We start from the raw sequence: 17,866 nt of genomic DNA on the forward strand, positions 1-17,866 counted from the left end.
CGTGCAGCAGGCGACGCCCACACCCGAACGGGGGCGACCGACTACCACCTGTCGATGGGAGTCCTGCCCGTCGTGGCGGCGGGGCAGCCGTGCATGGGCGGCCTTCGCTCAGGCAGGGACAAAAGCCTGCCGGCTGTTCGAAACAGTGCGCACCCGCACCCGTCGCTCCTCCACAGCATGGACCGCTCTCGGCCTGGCACGCCGCACGGGACGCATAGCGCCCGCGCTTCACCCTGGCAGGACGTCATGCGACGTTCTTCCCGACACACCACCCCTCGTCCGGACCACCGCGCACAAACGTCGACCGACCCCACCAGCACAGAAAGTTCAGGAGACACGGTGGGTGGCGAAGTCGACCAAAGCCCGCAGGTGGAGTACTGCCGCGGGGGACAGCAGGCGGGTGGTCTTCAACAGATGCAGCACTCGGACACGTCGCTCTTCGATCATGTCCTCCACCTGTTGGCGGGCACCGCTGTCGGCGAGGATGCCCCGGATCTGCTCGGCGTCCGCCGTGCTGAGAGCGGCGTCTCCGAGGAGGCGGTGCAGCACGGCGGCCTGGTGCGGTGCCGCGCCCTGCAGGGCCAGAGCCATCAGCGTCGTGTGCTTGCCCTCGCGCAGGTCGTCCAGGTGCGACTTGCCTGTCTTCTGCGGGTCACCGAAAACACCCAGCAGGTCGTCGCGGAGTTGGAACGCCTCGCCCAGCGGCACAGCGAAGTCGCTCAGCGCGTGCAGCATGTCCGGGGGCGCGTCCGCGAGGGTGGCGCCGAGCAGGAGGGGATGCTCGATGGTGTAGCCGGCCGTCTTGTGACGCACGATGGCCATGGCGCGGTCCACGTCGTTGGTGGGCCGTCCGCCGGCGGTGACGTCGAGGATCTGGCCCTGCATGACGTCATGGCGCATCGTGTCCCAGACGCGGAGCCCGGCGCGCAGGCGGTCGTCGGTCAGGTCGGCGGTGTGCAGCAGCTCGTCGGCCCACATCTGGGCCAGGTCTCCGACCAGGACGGCGGCTCCCTCGCCGACGCGGCGGGCCAGGCTGTCGGAGCGGCCCTCTCGATAGCGGTCGGTGAGCGCGCGGTGGACGGTGGGGCGGCCGCGGCGGGTGTCGGAGGCGTCCATGACGTCGTCGTGGATGAGCGCGAAGGCGTGGAAGAGTTCCAGCGCGCAGGCAGCGTCGATGACTTCGTCGGGTACCAGGGCAGCACCGGTGGCTGCGTTCCATCCCAGGACGCACAGGAGCGGGCGGATGCGTTTGCCGCCGGCTCCCACGAAGTCGTTGAGGACGGTCGCGGCCAGTGGCGGCAATGTCTCGCCGCCGTCGCGCCGTGCGCGGTCGGCCAGAAAGGAGGCCAGCCGCTCGTTCACCCGGGTGCGGGCGGCGTCCAGGTCCACGGTACCGGCGTTCGGTGCGTAGGAGGTGGGGGTGAGGTTCATGAGGCGGTGCCTTCCTCGGTGGTGGCGGGCGTGGCCCTGTCCTGCGGGGCGATGTCCTGTTGCTGGTGATGGGGCGGAGCGCGGACGTCATCCCCCGGTGGGCTCGTAGAGGCGCTGGTGGGCGTCGATCCCGGCGAGGCGGTAGCGCCCACGGGTCTGGCGGGGCGACCGGTAGGTGTTGCCGTCTTTGGGGAGCTGCTCGGTGTGCAGGTCCAGGTAGGAGGCGTAGGTGAGAGGGGCTCGTGCTGTGAGGGCCTGTTGGTGGGCGGAGGTGTGCAGGGTGGTGCGGTAGTGGGGTTGGACGGTGGCGGTGAAGAACTCGGCGACGCTGCCCGAGCCGTAGCTGAACAGCCCGATCGTTTTGCCTTCGAGGGGGGTGTCACTGTCCAGGAGGGCGGCGAGGGCCAGGTAGAGGGAGGCGGTGTAGCTGTTGCCGACCAGCTCGTTGTAGGCGGTGGTGGGGGCGATGGCGTTGTGGACGGCTTCGGGCGTGGGTTGTGCGCCATGGGTCTGCAGGAGGTGGTGGTGGGCCTTGTGGGCCATGCGGGTGAAGGGCTGGTGGTAGCAGACGGTGTGGATCTTCTCCAGAGACAGCCCGTGGTGGGTCTGGTAGTCGTGCCAGGTGCTGTCGAGGGCGCGCAGGTAGGCGTCGAGCGAGGTTTTGCCGTTGACGAGGGGGGTGGTGCGGTAGGTGGGTCGCCAGAAGTCCATGGTGTCGTGGGTGTGGAGCCCGGAGGGGGCGTTGACGGTGGCCAGGGCGGGGTGGGCGGCGACGAGGAGTGCGGCTGCGGCGGCGCCTTGGGTGGCTTCGCCGGGGCTGTCGAGGTCGTAGCGGGCGATGTCGCTGGCCAGGACCAGGACGCGCTGGGTTGGGTCGGTGCGCACCAGGGCGCAGGCGAGTTGGAGGGCGGCGGTGGCGCCGTAGCAGGCCTGCTTGAGTTCGACGACGCGCACGCCCGGGTGCAGGCCGAGCAGGCGGTGGACGTAGATGCCGGCGGCTTTGGATTGGTCGATGCCGCTTTCGGTGGCGAAGAGCAGGGTGCGGATGGTGCCGCTGCCGTGGCGTTCGATGAGGGGGGCGGCGGCGTTGGCGGCGAGGGTGACGATGTCTTCGTCGACGGCCGGGATGCTCATGGCGCGCTGGCCGAGGCCGTAGTGGTACTTGGAGGGGTTGGCGCCGGTGTGCCGGGCGAGTTCGTCGTGGGTGAGGACCAGGCTGGTGGTGGCGAAGGACAGATCGTGGATGCCGACGGGCGGGTCAGTGGTCATGGCGGGCTCCGTTGCGGCGTTCAAGGCGGAGGTGGGCCCGCATCAGTTCGCCGGGGTTGGTTTGGGTGGCCATCAGGGAGAGTTCGCCGCACAGGACTGTGGCAGCCGCGAGGGCGGCGAGGCGGCGGGCGTTGTGCCCGGTGGGGCGCGGTTCGCGGCATCCCAGGTGGATGAGGGCTTCGTCAACGGCGGCAAAGGTTTTGCCGTTGCCGACGGTGCCGACGATGAGGTTTGGCAGGGTGCAGGAGAAGTACAGGTCGCCATCCCGGTCGGCTGCGTAGGTGATGCCTTGCGAGCCCTCGACGATATTGGCGGCGTCCTGGCCGGTGGCCAGGTAGAACGCGAGAAGCATGTTGGCGTAGTGGGCGTTGGCGGAGCGGATCCCACCGGCCAGGACGGTGCCGATAAGGTTTTTGTCCACGTTCAGTTGGGCGATCTTGCCGGCCGTGGTGCGCAGGTGCTGGGCGACGAGGGACTTCGGGAGGAGGATTTCGGCGGTGGTGTTCTTGCCGCGGCCGAGGATCCCGTTGATCGCGGTCGCTTTCTTGTCCGTGCAGTAGTTCCCGGAGATCGATCCGTAGGCGACGCCGGGTATGTGGGTGAGGAGATGGTTCAGGAGACGGTCGGCAGCCAGGGTGACCATGTTGTGACCGGCGGCGTCGCCGGTGGCGAATTCGAACCGGACGAACAGCAGGGGCCCGGTGATCTCGTGGCGCACTGCGAGGAGTTCGGCGTAGCGGCTGCTCTGCTGCGTCAGGGCCCGCAGCTCGTCGGTGCGGGCGTGGATGGCCTGGGCGGCCGTCCACGCGCCTTCGGCATCGGCGGCCCGGAGCAGGATGGAGCGGGTCATGCGGTCGTCGACGACGGTGACTTTGATACCGGCGTCGACCATTCGGGAGGTGCGTGCGCCTCGGGCGACCGAGGGCCACATCGGTGACTCGTAGGTGGCCAGGGGCACGTGCGTCTCGCCGGTCGCGGCGTTACCGGTGATGCGCAGGGGGCCGACCCAGCGGGTGGGGAGGGGAGTGGGGCCGTCGGCAGGTGGCGCCGGGACGGCGGGGGGATACGTGGGGTGGATGGTCACCGTGGGCTCTCCTTGGGCGTGAAGGGGGCAGGGGGATGGTCGAGGAAGCTGCGCAGGTTTCCGGTGATGTCCAGTTCGCAGGTGGTGAGCTGGTGGGGGTGGTGGGCCCCGAGGAGGGTCATCAGGGTGGTGAGGTGGTCGAGCCAGGTGGTGATCTGCTCGATGAGGGCGCCGGTGCCGTGGGTGATCAGGGTGGTGAGGAACGTGCCTGAAACCCCGACGGCTTCGGCTCCCAGAGCCAGGGCACGCGCCATGTCCAACGGGTGGCGTATTCCGCCGGAGGCGAGCAGGGGCAGACCGTGCTCTCGGGCGTCCAGGAGGGCGGCCGGGGTGCTCAGGCCCCACCCTTCGAGGTAGGCGTAGTCAGCGTGCGCGCGGCGCCCGTTCTCGATTCGGGCGAAATTGGTGCCGCCGCTTCCCGCGACGTCGGCGAACGCGACTCCCAGTTCGGCGAGCTGGGTGACGGTGCGTCCACTGAGGCCGAAGCCGACTTCCTTGATGATGACCGGGACGTCGACCGCCCGTGTGATGGCTTCGATTCCGGCGGGCCAGTGGCCGAAGGAGCGGTCTCCTTCGGGCATGACGCTCTCCTGGACCGTGTTGAGGTGGATCTGCAGGGCGTTGGCCTGCAGCAGGCCGACGGCGCGGCGGGCCTGTTCGGGTGTGGTGTCGGGGTTGACGTTGGCCATCACGAAGCCGTGCGGGTGTTGTGTGCGCACCGTGGTGAAGGTGTCGGCGGTCGCGGGGTCCTTGAGGTAGGGGCTCATCGAGCCGGTGGCGATGGCCAGACCCGTCTCTCTGGCGGCGGTGGCCAGGTCGCGGTTGATCTGCGCGGTCTTGGGGCTGCCCCCGGTCATGGCATTGATGTACAGCGGCGCCTGCCAGGTGTGGTCGGCGATGCGGGTGCGCAGGTCGACCCGATGGCGGTCGGTGCCGGCGAGGGCGTGATGTACGAAGCGGATGTCGTCGAACACGCTGGGTGGGAAAGGGGATGGGGTGGGGTGGACGGTGTCGGTGTGCTGGGCGACGGCCAGGCGGACATGGTCGTCCTTGCGTGAGGCGGTCATAAGGGGGTCCTCGGGGTCGGCACTGGTGGGGCGGGCAGCACGCAGGCGGGGTCCGGTCCGATGGCGTCCGGCAGGTGGGTGGCTTCTCGGGCGGCGGTGCGCACGGTCAGGGGCGTGAGGCCGGCGGTCTTCCAGAGGCGGTGCAGGGTGGCCGGTTCGGCGTGGGGCGGCAGCAGGGCGATACCGCAGTCCCCGCCGCCTGCGCCGGACGGCTTGCCGGAGCCGCCGGCGGCTTGGGCACCGTCGCACAGTGCGCCGAGAGCGGGGGTGAAGATCCCCAGGGACGTCTGCCCGTCAAGGTCGGCGAGGAGCGCTCGTGCGGCGTCGACGGCGTGGACGGCCGCCTGTTGATCGGCGCAGTCCAGGGCGTGGACGAGGTCGTCGACGAGGTGGTCGCTGTCGGTGAGGAACTGGTGGTGGGCGTCGCCGTTCCACCAGGTGGTGTCCTGCAGGCGGCCCACCTGGGCCGGGGTGGACGCCGGGCTGCCCGTCCAGCAGACCTGCAGGGCGACGGGCGGGGGTGGGAGCGGCCGCAGTGACAGGGCGGGCCAGCGTGCGCGCAGGGTGGCAGCGACACCGTGGCAGTGCACGGTGCGGCGGAGTTGTGCCCGGTCGGGTGCGGTGTAGCGGATCCAGCCGCCCCAGGTGCTGGCGGCAGCGTCGGCGCCAGAGGCGTGGGGGTCGGCGATGACGGTGGCGAGCAGGGCCAGCCGCAGCCGGAGTTCGGCGGTGAGGTGCAGGCCTCGGTAGTCGGTGAGGGCGTGGGTGGCGGCGGCGGTGACTGCGCCGGACGAGCCGAGGCCGATCTTGACGCCGTTTTCGTGCAGGTTTGATGTGACACCCAGTCGCACCGGCGTCAGGGGCAGTCCGAGGTCGGTGGTCAGTTCGTCCACGGTGGCCAGGACGGCGAGGAGATGCACGAAGGCCGCGGGCGGGGAGGCACTGGCGCCGGTGCCGCCGACGGGCGCCAGGCCGTGGCTCTTGCGGCGCAGCAACAACGGCCTGTCGAGGAGGTCGGTGAAAAGCTCGACGTCGGCGTGTTGGGCAGGAGCGACGGTGACGCTGACGTAGCGGTCGAGAGCTGCGACGACGGCGGGCCGACCTGCGGTAAGCACGGCGTATTCGCCGGCGATGAGGAGCTTGCCGGGCGCCCGGCGCACGAGGGGCGCGTTCACGGCAGGCTCACGGCGGTGAGGGTCGCGGCCGGCCCGGGGCGGGCGACGACCGTGGGGCACCCGGACACCGCCGTCAGTTCCTCGGCGAGACGCACCGCGTCGGCCGCGGGGCACAGGACTTTGACGTTGGGCCCGGCGTCCATCGTCGCCCAGGTCCGCTCTCCCCGGTCGCGCATGGCGCGCACCTGGTCGAGAAGGCGGTGGGAGGCGGTGGTGCGGTAGACGACGGGGGGCGTGGTGGATTCCATCGTGGCGTGCATGCCCAGGGCGTTGCGTTCGGCGATCGCCCCGACCCGTGGGAGATCGCCCTCCTGGAGAGCCGCACGCATGGCCGGGACGTCGTCGCGGGTTGCGGCGATCCAATCGCCGAACAGAGGCGAGGTGCGGACCGTACGGGCCATGGCGTCACGGCTGGAGGTCGCTTTGGTGCCGGTGTGCAGCAGTACCACGATCAGTGCCACGTCCAGTGGCACGTGGCGCAGGGGCTCGGCGTAGGACGTCTGGTCGGGGTTGGGGTCGGTGGGGTGGGCGGCGTGCCACCAGGCGAAGCCGCCGAAGACCGAGCGGCAGGCCGACCCCGAGCCGCGGCGCGCCAGCCGGGACAGTCCGGTCGGGCAGAGGCCGGCTTCGTAGGCGGTGGCGGCTGCCAGGGCCAAGGCGGCGAATCCGGCAGCCGAGGACGCCAGCCCTGCACCGACCGGCACCGTGTTGCGTGTCTCGACCGTGGCGGGCTCTGTGCGTCCCGTCAGGGTGCGCACCAGGGTGAGGAAAGCGGTGACGCGGTGCAGGGCCTCGGGGGTGGCAGGGCCTCCGTCGATGAGGACCGTGTCGTGTCTGCGGTGCGGGGTGAGGCGCACGGTCGTGGTGGTGGGAAAGATGTCGAGAGTCATCGACAGGCTGTCCGCCAGCGGCAGGATCAGGTCGTCGTCGCGTTTCCCCCAGTACTTGACCAGCGCGATGTTCGGGTGCGCGACAGCCGTCGCCCAGCCCGCGCTCATGTCGGCTCCTCTTCCTGGACGGCAGTGGTCCAGGTACGGATGGCCCCGTGCTGGGTGAGGTGGGAGGCCAGGGCGTCGGCGTCCGGCGCGCTGCGGGCCAGCGCGACGACGCACCCGCCCAGTCCGCCCCCACTCACTTTGGCTCCGAGGGAGCCGTGTGCGAGGGCGGCGTGCACAAGGCGGTCGAGGCGTGGGGTGCTCAGCCGCAGCTCGGACAGCATCTGATGGGTGTCGGTCAGGCAGCGGCCCAGGTCCTCAAGGCGTCCGTCCCGCAAAGCACGCAGGGCGTGTTCGGTGAGCGCGGTCGACCGGGCCAGGAACTGCTGTTGCCGTGGGGGCCGGGCATCGAAGGCGGTGCGCAGCATGGTGACGGCTTGGTGTGTGCTGCCGCAGGTGCCGCTGTCGGCGACGACGATCCAGGCATCGGTGCCGACCATTGGCGTGGTGGGGCGACCGCCACACAGCACCACCGGGCGGGTGCTGCCGGTGGTGAGGGCGTCGATGCCCGACGCATTGCCGTGGGCCGCCCGCTCGGCGAGCTGGACGAAGGCGAAGATTTCAGCGGCGTTCAAGTGCAGGCCCAGCAGAGCGTCGAGTGCCCCGGTCACCGCGCGGGCGACGGCGGCGCTGGCACCCAGTCCCCGGGCCGGCGGGATGGCGCTGGCCACCTCCATGTCCAGGTGCGGCGGGTCGGCTGCGCCGGCGCGCTGCCACAGGGCGTCGACGAGTCGCCGCAGGGCAGGAGGCACGTCGTGAGAGGTGAGGGGCTCTGCCGGTTTGGGCTCCCAACGGGAGGTCAGGCGCAGGCCTCCCGGTCCGGCGGGGCCCTCGACGCGATGCTGCACCGTGGCGCGGCAGGTCACTGTGGGCAGAGGGACGGCCACCGCGGGCGCACCGTACACGACGGCGTGCTCGCCCAGGAGAATGACCTTGGCATGCGCGGTGCCCGAAGCCGGGCCGTCTCGCACCGGCGCGGGACGGCCATCGGTCGGTGCAGGGCGCGTGTTCCGCGGGTGCTGTGTCCGCGCGGCGTCTCGTGCGGCGGTGGCGGGCACACGCGCGGAAGTGGAAGCTGCGCGCAGCGGGTTGATCGCACGGGCGTGGAGCGGCGCGGCCCTCTGGAAGATGGCGCGGGTGATCTCGGCCCAGCTCGGCAGTGTGGCCAGGCCTTCGGAGGTCGGCAGCGGCAGGGGAAGGTTCACGGCAAGGGGCCCCATTTCGGTGAGGGGGGCGGGCGTGGTGGCGGGCACGGGCGGGGCAGCGACCGGGCGCTGACCGGTACGGCGCCTCAGCGGCTACGCACGACGGGAAAGCCCATGGAAGTCAGGGCCCGGCGGCGATCTCGGCGCAGTGCGCGACGCTGGTTCCGTCGGCGTTGAGCAGATCCTCGTCGACGGGCCTGCCCACCATGTTCTCGATCTTCTGGGCGAGTTCGGTGATCTGGAGGGAGTCCAGGCCCAGGTCCTCCAGCAGTCGGCTGTCAGGCCGGACGCCGTCCAGGGGGCACTGAGCGAGGTCGGCGATCATGCTGCGGATGTCCTCGGTCAGAGTGTTCATGTCGGAGCTCATCCAATCCTCCAGAGGGTAGGGGCACCGTCGGTGCCCGGGGCGGGACAGAGGCGGGCGGGTGCTGCGTCAGGGGCAGAGAACGACCTGGGCGGCATAGGTGAGGCCGGCGCCGAAACCGAAGAGCAGGACCGGGTCGCCGCTGTGGATCTGTCCGCTCTGCCGCAGGGCGTGGAAGGCGAGGGGAACGGACGCGGCGCAGGTGTTGCCGGAGACGACCACGTCGGTCGCGGTCACCATGGCGGGGGCGTCGATGGCGTGGGCAAGGGCGTCGATGATGCGCAGGTTCGCCTGATGCGGGACGAACGCCTTCAACTCGCGCGGAGCGATCCCGGCACGTGCGCAGGCGCCCTCGATCGCGGGCAGCAACGCGTTGGTGGTCCAGCGGAACACTTTGTGGCCGGCCATCTCCATGTAGCCGCTCTCAGCGGAGATCGCGATCAGGGCGGCGCGGTGGCCGTCGCTGCCCCAGGCGATGGGGAAGATCTCGGGCTGCTCGGCACGAGCCACGAGCGCGGCGGCGGCGCCGTCAGCGAAGATCGGGCCAGTAGCCCGGTCCGTGGCCGAGATCCAGTCGCTCATGCGTTCCGAGGCGACAACAAGCACCTGACGGGCGGTACCGGCACGGACGAGGGCATCGGCGATGGCCAGCGCATGACTGAAACCGGAGCAGGCAGCGTTCACATCGAATCCCGCTGCCGCTGTGCACCCGACGCGGGCGGCCACTGAGGCCGCCCCGTTGGGCATCGGGGTAGGCATCGAACAGGTCGCCAGAATGACCACGTCGACATCGGCGGCGGTGGCGCCCGCGTCCGCGAGGGCCTTCTCGGCGGCCGCAGCCGCCATGGCCACCACCGTTTCGCCGCCGTCGGCGTGACGGCGTTCGCGCACACCGACGCGCTGCTCGATCCACTGGGAATCCACGCCTGCGCGGTTGGCGGCTGAGTCGTTGGTGACGACCGTCGCCGGGCGGTAAGTCCCGAGCCCGGCGATCCGGGCGCCGGTGCTGGGGGTGGCAGCACATTCGGCAACGGTGACGACGGTACGTTCCTGGTCCAAATTCATTTCGGGCTCCTGCGTTGGGTGACTGGACCGGGGCAGGTCCACTTCCCGCGAAGGGGTGGGCGTCTTGAGGCGGTGCTGGCCCTGGACGAAAAGTAGCCAGAGCCTCCGCCGTGCCTGCCGTAGCAGCGTCTAGGAGCAAGGGCCCACGTCAATTCGCGGTGGGGTCGAGGGCGAAGAAGGCCGTAGTAGAACGACTGTCCGGCGACCCGAGGCCCACACTCACCGGGCAGGCCGGAAAGCGTGAACGCGTTGATTCAGGGCCCGGGGAGCGAGTCCCCCATTGGCCCCGGTCACCAGCCGGGGGCGGGACGGAGTCCACCTGGGTCGGGGCGAAGAAAGCGCATGTCAGCACCGCCAGGCGCCGCGTCCGCAGGAGGAGGGAAGAGGCTCAAGGCCACAGTGGGGGCAGAATCCTGGGCTGGGGGACGGTGCCGTATGGCGCTCCCTGCTTGAGCGGTGTTGCAGGCGACGCAGTAGCCTCCGGCATCGGCTGAGTCGTCGCGGGGTGCTGGGTGGCCAATCCTCCGGAGTCACCTGAAGGCAGACGCATGACAGCCACACCCGGTATCCCTGGAACTTCTACGAACGACCGGAATCAAGCCGAGAAAGAAGGTAAGGACTGCATGACCACCGGTCACAGCCCATACCGTTCGCGGAATTCCCAGCACCGGCGAGCGCGCCTTCGCCCAGCTCAAGTCCTGGCGCATCATGCGCAGAGCACGCGGCTCAATCCGACGTGTCAGCCGCACCGGCCAGGCCATTCAATCCCTGCTGACCTGCGACTATTCAGGATGAAAGAGGTTCACTGTCCCGCTTCCGTGATGTTCCGCCACAAGGCTGTATGAGTAAACTGCCAACGCATTCACGGCTGCCACGCGGCGAAACCTTTCCTTCTACCGTGACGTCTGGTCCACTGAAGAAGGGGTACAGCTGTCTATCAAGTGAGAGTCGTCCACTGAGAAGGAGGGGGTGAAATCGACGCCGCCTGACTGAAAGGTTTTCCTCACGGTCGGAGCGGCCTCAATTCCGGACATTCTGGTCGACGGAGTCCTGAACTGGTTGATCGAACCCGGATACGCCGACATCGAGACAGTCAAAACCGCCGCCGAATCGACTCCCTTAGGGCTCGCAGAGAATCAAGGTGTTGCTTCCCGCAGTTCGGCTCGTTGGTGTGGTATGCGCATATCTGGCGAGGTCCGTAATCAACTCGGCCTGAAGTTCGCGGTGTTGTCTCCACATCTGGATGAGAGGCAGCGCCGTCTGCTGATGGGGGCCGAGGCCCGGATCCTGGGCCACGGCGGGATCCGGGCGGTCGCCCAGGCGGCCGGGGTCAGCGAGACCACAGTCCGCAAGGGCGTGGACGAGTTGGAGGCCGGGGCGGAACCGCTGGGCCGGGTCCGCCGCCCAGGTGGCGGGCGCAAGCGGGCGGCCGAGGTGGATCCAGAATTGCGGCCCGCGCTGTTGGCGCTGGTCGAGCCCGACATGCGCGGCGATCCGATGTCGCCGCTGCGCTGGACGACGAAGTCCACCCGCAGACTCGCCGACGAGCTCACCAGGCAGGGCCACCGCATCTCGGCGGATACCGTCGCCGACCTTCTACGGGAGGAGGGATTGAGCCTCCAGGCCAACGCCAAGACCCTAGAGGGCAGGCAGCATCCCGACCGGGATGCCCAGTTCCACTACATCAACGACCGGGCCAAGGAGCACATCGCTGCCGGCGACCTGGTGATCAGCGTGGACACCAAGAAGAAGGAACTGGTCGGCCACTACAGGAACGGGGGCCGTGAATGGGCGCCGAAGGGAGCTCCGGCCCAGGTCAAGACCCATGACTTCCTGGACCGGCAGGGACCCGGCAAGGCGATCCCATACGGGATCTACGACGTCGCCGCGAACACCGGCTGGGTCAGCGTCGGCACCGACCACGACACGGCAGCCTTCGCCGTCGCCTCGATCCGCCGCTGGTGGCAAGCCCGTGGCAATCATCACTACCCTCGGGCCGCCCGGCTGCTGATCACCGCGGACGCGGGCGGCTCCAACGGATACCGCACCCGCGCCTGGAAGACCGAACTTGCCACCCTGGCCGCCGAGACGGGCCTGGAGGTCACGGTCTGCCACATGCCGCCGGGCACCTCGAAGTGGAACAAGATCGAGCACCGGCTGTTCTCCCACATCTCCATGAACTGGCGCGGCAGGCCCCTGACCAGCCACGACGTCATCGTGAACAGCATCAAGGCGACCACTACCCACACTGGGCTCAGAGTCCACGCGGAACTCGACCCGGGCACCTACGACACCGGCATCAAGATCACCGACACAGACATCGACGCACTACCCATGCACCGCCACCGCTTCCACGGCGACTGGAACTACACCCTCCATCCACAACACGGCTACACGGCCGGCGCGGCCGAGGGCCTGCCGCCAAAGTCCCGCGCTGGCGGTCAGCGCAACCCGGAACTGACCGGCATGACCGAAGCGGCACTGGACGAGCTCGTCGACCAGCTGTCCCACAAACTGGATGAGCTACGTGAACGCGGGCGGTCACAGCAGCGAGGAGGAGACCGTATCCGGGCTCGCGGAGCCGGCGCCAAGGACAAGCTGACCACCCCCGACAGAGTCCTGGCCACCGTCCTCTACCTGCGCAAACTCGGAACACGAGACCTGATCGCCCAGCTCTTCGGCGTCAACGCCAGCACCATCACCAGAGCCGTTCACCAAATCCAGCCCCTTCTCGCCGACCACGGCTGCACCGTTCGACCCTCGACAGCCAGGTTCCGCACACCCGCCGACGTCACCGCGTTCCTCACGAACAGCAACCCCACAGAGATCAAGTCAGCATGTTGATTCTCTGCGAGCCCTTACGAGTTGGTGCGTGATAACGGGTGAGGCGTCGTGCCGGGCAGGTGGCATGATCCGGGTGTGGCGATCATGGTCAATCGTGCGGTGCTGGCACGTCGGCTGTTCACCGGGATCTCTCGACAGCATCTCGCCTGCCTGGTGCGGGAGTTGGCCGCGCCGTGGCAGGCCGGACGTGAGGGTCGACTTCATGCTGTACGAGGCGGGGCCCGGAAACGGGCCGCGGGCGCCGGAGCCCGTCACCAACTGGTGTTCGTCGACCGGCTGGTGGTCACGCTGATCCATCTGCGGTACGACCTGCCGCATTCGGTGCTGGGCCTGCTGTTCGGCGTCGATCGCTCCACCATCACCCGCGCGATCGCAGAGATACGTCACCTCCAGGCCGAGCGGGGATGCGCGGTCCCCGACCGTCCCGGCCTGCGTCTTCGGACACTGACGGACGTGTTCGCCTACGCCCAGGCCGAAGGCGTCGAGCTGCGGCTGGACGCCACCGAGATCCAGGTCCGCAGGCCGCCCGCCAACCGCGGCGGTCGCCGGGCGTTCGTGTCGGGCAAGAAGAAGCAGAACACGATGAAGGCCACCGTGATCGCCGACTGGCGAGGCCGCACGCTATGGACCGATTCCCTGCGCCCTGGACGTATGCACGATGCCACGGCCGCCCGCAACGAGGGCATCGCTGTCTGCTTCCAGCACTTCCCCGACGCCGAGGTCCTCTTGGACGACGGTTACCTGGGCCTGAGCCGCGACCACCGCGGGCACGCGGTCACACCACCCAGAAACCCGCGCCCTGGAGCACTGCCCGGCAGAGTCCAACAGTGGGAACGCGACCGCTACTGGCACTCCTCCGACCGCATCACCGTCGAACACGCCCTCGCCGACCACAAACGCTGGAAACAACTGACGCGCTGGACCCACCGCCGCGACCGTATGCCCGACACCTACCGCGCCATCGCCGGCCTCGTCTCCGACCGCACCATCAACATCTGAAAACAGGCCACGACCGAGCTAAACACGCCTCACCCGTTATCACGCACCAACTGGTTACATCTCAGCCCTGGTCGAGGTGCTCAGGAAACCGGAGCAGATGGCGTAGCGCAGCGGGGGCGCGGAAGTGCGCGCAGCGATATCACCCCGCTGCCTCACGAGTACCGGTCGGCCTCACGGCGACTCCGCTGCGGCTATGTAGTCGCAGACCCGCACGAGCAGACCTGCGCCGGGACGCATCGAGACCACGGTGTACGGGTTGCGCCCCCGGACTCGCCGATATGCAGGCGGGGTCCGGAGTTGGAAGAGCGGCGCGAGGGCCTGCGGCGTGTTCTGCGGAAGGCGGCCGAGGCCACCGGCCAGGTGCCGCGTACGCTGCCCCCGCGCCGGCTCACATTCAAGCCGGTACCCGCCACCAGTGCCTGCCAGAGAGGGATCGCCCGGACTCACCTGTCCGCGCGCTCCTCGGCTGGCTCCCCCTCGCCTGCAGGGCGGGGGCCGGGCACCGGGACCGCAGCGAGATCGAGGCGGACAGCCATGTCGAGGTTCACCTCCCCGTACGGGCGCACATGGAACCAGAACAACGGAGTCAGGCCGCGCCGGTCGGCGGGGGTGAGCAGGTCGGCCCACTCCGGTTCGTCCACGTCTTGGAGCATGAGGGTGTTCACGTAGACCAGGGCCGATTGCAGGATTCGCAGGCACACGACGAACATCTCCTGTTCGTCGCGCCGGTTCGAGGCGATCTCTCCGCCCTTGCCGTAGGCGATCACGGAGTTCGCAGCGCGGCAAGCCGGTCGCCGTCCCGCAGATTCCTCGACCACTCGACGTTGCGCCAGGACTCGCGCTCGACCCACAGCTCGGTCCGCATGTCCAGGATGTGCGGTCCGATCACGTCGACCAGGTGCAAGCACGCCGTCAGCAGCGGCCGCAGGACCTCGTCGTCCAGGGGCTCCGTCTTGATCGTCACCTGGGGCCGGGACGGTGCCCCGGTCACGACGCGGAGCGATCGTGCGCCCAGGGCCGGGAACCTGGCCGGTGCCGGTCGGCTGACAGCAGCTCGCCGTAGTCGGTGATGTCCTGCATGGCCGACACCACCGTCCGCAGCGAGCCGCCGGGCTTGTTCCGCAGGACAGCGCCGGTCTCCTTCTCCCGAGCGACGCCGTACTCGCGCAGGAACGCCTCGCAGTGGCCCTGGGTGACTGCGGCGAGTGTGGTGATCCGGCGCTCGTGCAGCCATTTCAGCCAGAACGTGAGGTGGTAGACGCGGGCATAGATGGTGAGGGGGTGGCGCGGGAGCCGGCGGGCCCTCGGCAAGGCAAGGACGCGCTCGTCCTGGGTAGCGATCCATGCCAGGGCGAGTTCCTTGGCGATCACACGCCAGGGCCGGTGGGTGATGCGGTCGAACAGCATGCGCTTCTCCGTCACCTTCATCTGCACCGGTGCATCGGCCCAGCCGACGAACGACCACACGTCGTACTCAAAGAGAGGCCGCGGGCAGCCGCCCAGCCAGTTCAGACGGTCGGTGTCGGCGATGTCGGCGCCGGCGAACACCGACGGGACCGCAGGCTGCGCGGAGACAGGAAGCAGGCTCACGACGTGGTCTCCTCGGCTCACAGCGGTAGCTCGGCGTCCTCGTCACCGACGTCGCGCTGTGCCGCCGCGATGGCGGCGTTCTCGAACCGCGGCAGGATGCCCGCCGACGGGCGGTGGGCGTAAGGAGCGAAGACGGCGGCGAACTGCTCGCGCGGCATCTGGCGGAACTGCCGCGCGAAGAAGGCCTTCAGCCGCAGCAGTTTCGGCAGGTGACGCGGGGGCGAACAGCGCCAGCGGGCAGAGCAGGCAGACCCAGGGCCGGGGCCGGACACGGCTGCCCCTTTGGTCCGTGAGGCCGGCGAAGTGGTCGGCGCAGGCCCCGCTGAACACGTCCCGCTCACCCGACAGCAACTCGGCCAAGGCGCCCTCGGCCAGCCCGAGGCGGCGTGCTTCCTCCGGCAGCCCGGCGTCGGCCGCCTCGTCCGACCAGCGGGGCACTCGCGCGCCGCAGCAGATCGCCCTACGCGTCTCGGGTGATCTCCTCGACCACCGCGTTCTGCGCCGGGGTCGCGGCCGACAGGTAGTGATCACCCTCGACCTGAGGCGAGTGGTTCGGATCGACCGTGGCCCGCAGGGACCACTGCCGCTGACCTCCCTGCCGGGCAGCGCAGCGGCCGCGCTGCCCCCACGCCTCGCCCACCTCGGCCCGCTCAGCTCCGGAGGACTCTGTTGCTGAATTCGTCAGCCGGTGAGTTGGTAGCTGAGGCGATCGAGTCAGCTGGTGCGGGGTTGTTGTAGTGGGCTGGTGGTCCACCAGGCGTCGAGGCGGACAATGTTGAGGGCGGTGACGGAGAAGGCATGTTGGAGGGTGGCTTCCGGCAGGCCGCGGTAGCGCCTGGCGGATGCCGGTGATGTTGAGGGCCTGATTGACGGTGCCCTCGACGCCCGCGCGGAGGGCGTACTTGTTTCGCCAGGACTCGGAGTGCTGCTCGGCGCGGGCCGCGGTGGTGTGTTCGTGGAGTTCACGGGGGGCGCAGGGTGAACATGCGGGTGCCGCGGATCGAGTTGGTGCAGTTGACCTGGGTGGCGCAGGAGTGACCGGGTGTCCGCCGACGAGAAGGCGCGCACCGTGGGGGAGCCGTGGCGGTCGAGGATGAGGCGTGTCTGCGGGATCTTGCGGGTGCCGTGCAGGCGTAGTATCATCCGCGGCTCGTTACGGGGTCGGTCTGTCGTGGGCTGGTCGAGGTCCATGTGACGCTGACGCCGATCATGTGGTTCATGGTGCTGATCTGGTGTTGCAGTGCGAGACGTTCATCGTCGGTGGCGCCTTCTCCGAGCTGCTGCACGGTCGAGCGAAGCGCTACGAACTCGTCAAGCCGTTGTTGGAGGAGGTCTCCGGCGATTTTGTAGGCGGTGGGACGGTCGCAGTGGTGTAGTTGCTCCAGGAGGAAGATGGCGTTGACGGGGATGTCCCTGATCGACTCCTTGTCCACGGAGTAGTAGTCATTGGCGTAGATGGTGACATCCAGCCAGGTGCGCACCAGGTGACGAAATTCGGGGGCGTGGAAGAGGTGGTCAGGCAGCACGAGGCCGCTGGTGGTTTCCGCGAGATCGAGGATGGCGGTGAAGCCGACGGTCCGGCGCCGTAGCGCAAGGTAGGAGTCGAGGCCGTCGAAGGTTCGCCCGGCGTGGTATTCGGCGGTCTGCTGCCCCCATGCGAGCAGCAGATCCGTCCAGGTCTCGCGGGCGCGGGTGCGCCAGTGTTCGGGCATGGGCTTCTGCTCGCGTTGCCAGAGGTCGTTGAAGGTGGTAACCAGAGGGTGGTGGTGATCTTTCCGTGTTTGTTTGGCCGGTGGGGGATTCAGGATCTCGAGCACTTCGCTGATTCGCTGCGCTGTTTCGCGAGGGTCGGTGGTGGAGTCGTCTACGAAGTCGTCGAAGGTGATGATCCAGCTTGTCGTGTCGAGAGCTAAGCTCTGAGCCTCTCCGGTGGCGTCTGGGTAGATCCGTGCGGTGCCTTCTGCGATCTGGAACGAGAGATAGCGTTCGGCACCTGACTTGTGCAGCAGACCGTGGTCGGTCAACCAGGACAGGTTATGCGCGCGGGCTGCAGCCATGTCTTGACTTGTTCGAGCTGGCGGAATGTGCAGACGGAAGCGGCGGCTGGTGTGGGGCTGACGATCCATGGTGTCCTCCTGGGAAGCGCGTCCATCATTTTCGTTGGGTCAGAAGGTGCATGTGTCGGGTGGTGGTTGCCTTCGATTTCGTGACCCCGACAGGTTCGTGTCTGCACGCCTTCTCTCGGACTACCCGCCGAACAGTTACTGAACGTGATTCGACCCGAGCGAGGCGTGCACGCGTTGAACGGGCGCTTCTGTCCTCGGGGCGCCAGGAAGTGGGCGTAGAGATTCCATCCTGGGAGGGCTTATGGCACGTCGGGAGCGTAACCATCGCTTAGCTGCGCTGCTGGCCGAAGCCGGCTGGAGCGCGGCGGATCTGGCGCGGACGGTCAACGCTCTGGTCGTAGCCCAGAGTGTGGCTCTGCGCTACGACCGCACCGCCGTCGCCCATTGGCTCACCGGCTCCCGCCCCCGACCACCGGTCCCCGACCTGGTAGCCCTGGCCTTCAGCCGCCGCTGCAACCGCCTGGTCACCACCGCCGACACCGGACTCACCCAGACCTCTCAGGGGCTTCCCACCCGTCCCAACCCCCCAAAGGCGGTGATGCCGTACACCGTCTCGCTGCGCTGTGCCGTGAGGAGATCGACCCCACGCGTCGGGTCTTTCTGACCAGAACCGTGTACAGCCTGGCCGACGCGTGGGAGCCGCTGATGGTGA

At 68.9% G+C, this 17,866-nt stretch carries 18 protein-coding genes and 1 pseudogene; 4 read left to right on the forward strand and 15 right to left on the reverse strand.

Features of this window, described 5'->3' with window-relative positions:
* Nucleotides 1-327: 327 nt before the first annotated feature.
* The 9 genes from ACYVE9_RS00930 to ACYVE9_RS00970 form a co-directional block, all read right to left on the reverse strand.
* Complete coding sequence (locus tag ACYVE9_RS00930) at nt 328-1,431, reverse strand: polyprenyl synthetase family protein (RefSeq protein ID WP_461025727.1); 1,104 nt, start codon at nt 1,429-1,431, stop codon at nt 328-330.
* Between the two features lie 87 nt (nt 1,432-1,518).
* Nucleotides 1,519-2,700: a hydroxymethylglutaryl-CoA synthase gene (locus ACYVE9_RS00935; protein WP_461025728.1), complete on the reverse strand. Its 1,182-nt coding sequence runs from the start codon at nt 2,698-2,700 to the stop codon at nt 1,519-1,521.
* Entirely contained in the window at nt 2,690-3,778 is a 1,089-nt protein-coding gene (locus ACYVE9_RS00940) for a hydroxymethylglutaryl-CoA reductase (RefSeq protein WP_461025754.1), read from the reverse strand. Before ACYVE9_RS00940 ends, ACYVE9_RS00935 begins: the two co-directional genes overlap by 11 nt.
* Nucleotides 3,779-3,780: 2 nt before the next feature.
* A complete protein-coding gene (gene fni, locus ACYVE9_RS00945; RefSeq protein WP_461025729.1) occupies nt 3,781-4,851 on the reverse strand; it encodes a type 2 isopentenyl-diphosphate Delta-isomerase in 1,071 nt (356 codons plus the stop codon).
* Nucleotides 4,848-6,026 (reverse strand): phosphomevalonate kinase, encoded by a 1,179-nt coding sequence (locus tag ACYVE9_RS00950; RefSeq protein ID WP_461025730.1) that lies wholly within the window; start codon nt 6,024-6,026, stop codon nt 4,848-4,850. The genes fni and ACYVE9_RS00950 overlap by 4 nt, the downstream gene beginning before the upstream one ends.
* Nucleotides 6,023-7,024 carry a diphosphomevalonate decarboxylase gene (mvaD, locus tag ACYVE9_RS00955; protein WP_461025731.1) on the reverse strand — a complete coding sequence of 334 codons (1,002 nt, stop codon included), beginning with the start codon at nt 7,022-7,024 and terminating at the stop codon, nt 6,023-6,025. Before mvaD ends, ACYVE9_RS00950 begins: the two co-directional genes overlap by 4 nt.
* Nucleotides 7,021-8,241 carry a mevalonate kinase gene (gene mvk, locus ACYVE9_RS00960; RefSeq protein ID WP_461025732.1) on the reverse strand — a complete coding sequence of 407 codons (1,221 nt, stop codon included), beginning with the start codon at nt 8,239-8,241 and terminating at the stop codon, nt 7,021-7,023. Before mvk ends, mvaD begins: the two co-directional genes overlap by 4 nt.
* Nucleotides 8,242-8,347: 106 nt before the next feature.
* Nucleotides 8,348-8,581, reverse strand: coding sequence for an acyl carrier protein (locus ACYVE9_RS00965; RefSeq protein ID WP_461025733.1), 234 nt, complete (start codon nt 8,579-8,581; stop codon nt 8,348-8,350).
* A 78-nt stretch (nt 8,582-8,659) separates the two neighbouring features.
* Nucleotides 8,660-9,697 (reverse strand): beta-ketoacyl-ACP synthase 3, encoded by a 1,038-nt coding sequence (locus tag ACYVE9_RS00970; protein ID WP_461025734.1) that lies wholly within the window; start codon nt 9,695-9,697, stop codon nt 8,660-8,662.
* 630 nt (nt 9,698-10,327) lie between these two features.
* On the opposite strand from ACYVE9_RS00970, the pseudogene ACYVE9_RS00975 reads away from it, so the two are divergent.
* The 3 genes and pseudogenes from ACYVE9_RS00975 to ACYVE9_RS00985 form a co-directional block, all read left to right on the forward strand.
* A pseudogene (locus tag ACYVE9_RS00975) lies at nt 10,328-10,450 on the forward strand (IS5/IS1182 family transposase); the annotation flags it as partial.
* Nucleotides 10,451-10,831: 381 nt separating this feature from the next.
* Nucleotides 10,832-12,499, forward strand: coding sequence for an ISAzo13 family transposase (locus ACYVE9_RS00980; RefSeq protein WP_461025735.1), 1,668 nt, complete (start codon nt 10,832-10,834; stop codon nt 12,497-12,499).
* Between the two features lie 84 nt (nt 12,500-12,583).
* Nucleotides 12,584-13,498: a transposase gene (locus ACYVE9_RS00985; protein ID WP_461025755.1), complete on the forward strand. Its 915-nt coding sequence runs from the start codon at nt 12,584-12,586 to the stop codon at nt 13,496-13,498.
* Between the two features lie 443 nt (nt 13,499-13,941).
* Here the strand turns inward: ACYVE9_RS00985 and ACYVE9_RS00990 are convergent, their stop codons facing one another.
* The 6 genes from ACYVE9_RS00990 to ACYVE9_RS01015 all read right to left on the reverse strand — a co-directional run bounded on the left by ACYVE9_RS00990 (nt 13,942) and on the right by ACYVE9_RS01015 (nt 17,214).
* Nucleotides 13,942-14,265 (reverse strand): Tn3 family transposase, encoded by a 324-nt coding sequence (locus ACYVE9_RS00990; protein WP_461025736.1) that lies wholly within the window; start codon nt 14,263-14,265, stop codon nt 13,942-13,944.
* Complete coding sequence (locus ACYVE9_RS00995; protein ID WP_461025737.1) at nt 14,262-14,462, reverse strand: hypothetical protein; 201 nt, start codon at nt 14,460-14,462, stop codon at nt 14,262-14,264. The genes ACYVE9_RS00990 and ACYVE9_RS00995 overlap by 4 nt, the downstream gene beginning before the upstream one ends.
* Before the next feature lie 23 nt (nt 14,463-14,485).
* Nucleotides 14,486-15,088: a hypothetical protein gene (locus ACYVE9_RS01000; RefSeq protein ID WP_461025738.1), complete on the reverse strand. Its 603-nt coding sequence runs from the start codon at nt 15,086-15,088 to the stop codon at nt 14,486-14,488.
* 17 nt (nt 15,089-15,105) lie between these two features.
* On the reverse strand, nt 15,106-15,360 hold the full coding sequence (locus ACYVE9_RS01005; RefSeq protein ID WP_461025739.1) for a hypothetical protein: 255 nt from the start codon (nt 15,358-15,360) through the stop codon (nt 15,106-15,108).
* 188 nt (nt 15,361-15,548) lie between these two features.
* Entirely contained in the window at nt 15,549-15,728 is a 180-nt protein-coding gene (locus ACYVE9_RS01010; protein ID WP_461025740.1) for a hypothetical protein, read from the reverse strand.
* A 499-nt stretch (nt 15,729-16,227) separates the two neighbouring features.
* On the reverse strand, nt 16,228-17,214 hold the full coding sequence (locus ACYVE9_RS01015; protein WP_461025741.1) for a terpene synthase family protein: 987 nt from the start codon (nt 17,212-17,214) through the stop codon (nt 16,228-16,230).
* Between the two features lie 241 nt (nt 17,215-17,455).
* On the opposite strand from ACYVE9_RS01015, the gene ACYVE9_RS01020 reads away from it, so the two are divergent.
* The gene (locus tag ACYVE9_RS01020; protein ID WP_461025742.1) at nt 17,456-17,818 is read left to right on the forward strand and encodes a helix-turn-helix domain-containing protein; all 363 of its coding nucleotides are present in this window, start codon (nt 17,456-17,458) and stop codon (nt 17,816-17,818) included.
* The last annotated feature ends 48 nt before the right edge of the window (nt 17,819-17,866 follow it).

The organism is Streptomyces sparsus (assembly GCF_054776295.1).

Excerpts from the sequence above, each read along its gene's own strand:
- ACYVE9_RS01015 (WP_461025741.1), bottom strand. The coding sequence starts at position 17,214 with ATGGATCGTCAGCCCCACACCAGCCGCCGCTTCCGTCTGCACATTCCG.
- ACYVE9_RS00965 (WP_461025733.1), bottom strand. The coding sequence starts at position 8,581 with ATGAACACTCTGACCGAGGACATCCGCAGCATGATCGCCGACCTCGCT.
- mvaD (WP_461025731.1), bottom strand. The coding sequence starts at position 7,024 with ATGAGCGCGGGCTGGGCGACGGCTGTCGCGCACCCGAACATCGCGCTG.
- ACYVE9_RS00985 (WP_461025755.1), top strand. The coding sequence starts at position 12,584 with ATGGTCAATCGTGCGGTGCTGGCACGTCGGCTGTTCACCGGGATCTCT.
- ACYVE9_RS00930 (WP_461025727.1), bottom strand. The coding sequence starts at position 1,431 with ATGAACCTCACCCCCACCTCCTACGCACCGAACGCCGGTACCGTGGAC.
- mvk (WP_461025732.1), bottom strand. The coding sequence starts at position 8,241 with ATGGGGCCCCTTGCCGTGAACCTTCCCCTGCCGCTGCCGACCTCCGAA.
- ACYVE9_RS00980 (WP_461025735.1), top strand. The coding sequence starts at position 10,832 with ATGCGCATATCTGGCGAGGTCCGTAATCAACTCGGCCTGAAGTTCGCG.
- ACYVE9_RS01020 (WP_461025742.1), top strand. The coding sequence starts at position 17,456 with ATGGCACGTCGGGAGCGTAACCATCGCTTAGCTGCGCTGCTGGCCGAA.
- ACYVE9_RS00935 (WP_461025728.1), bottom strand. The coding sequence starts at position 2,700 with ATGACCACTGACCCGCCCGTCGGCATCCACGATCTGTCCTTCGCCACC.
- fni (WP_461025729.1), bottom strand. The coding sequence starts at position 4,851 with ATGACCGCCTCACGCAAGGACGACCATGTCCGCCTGGCCGTCGCCCAG.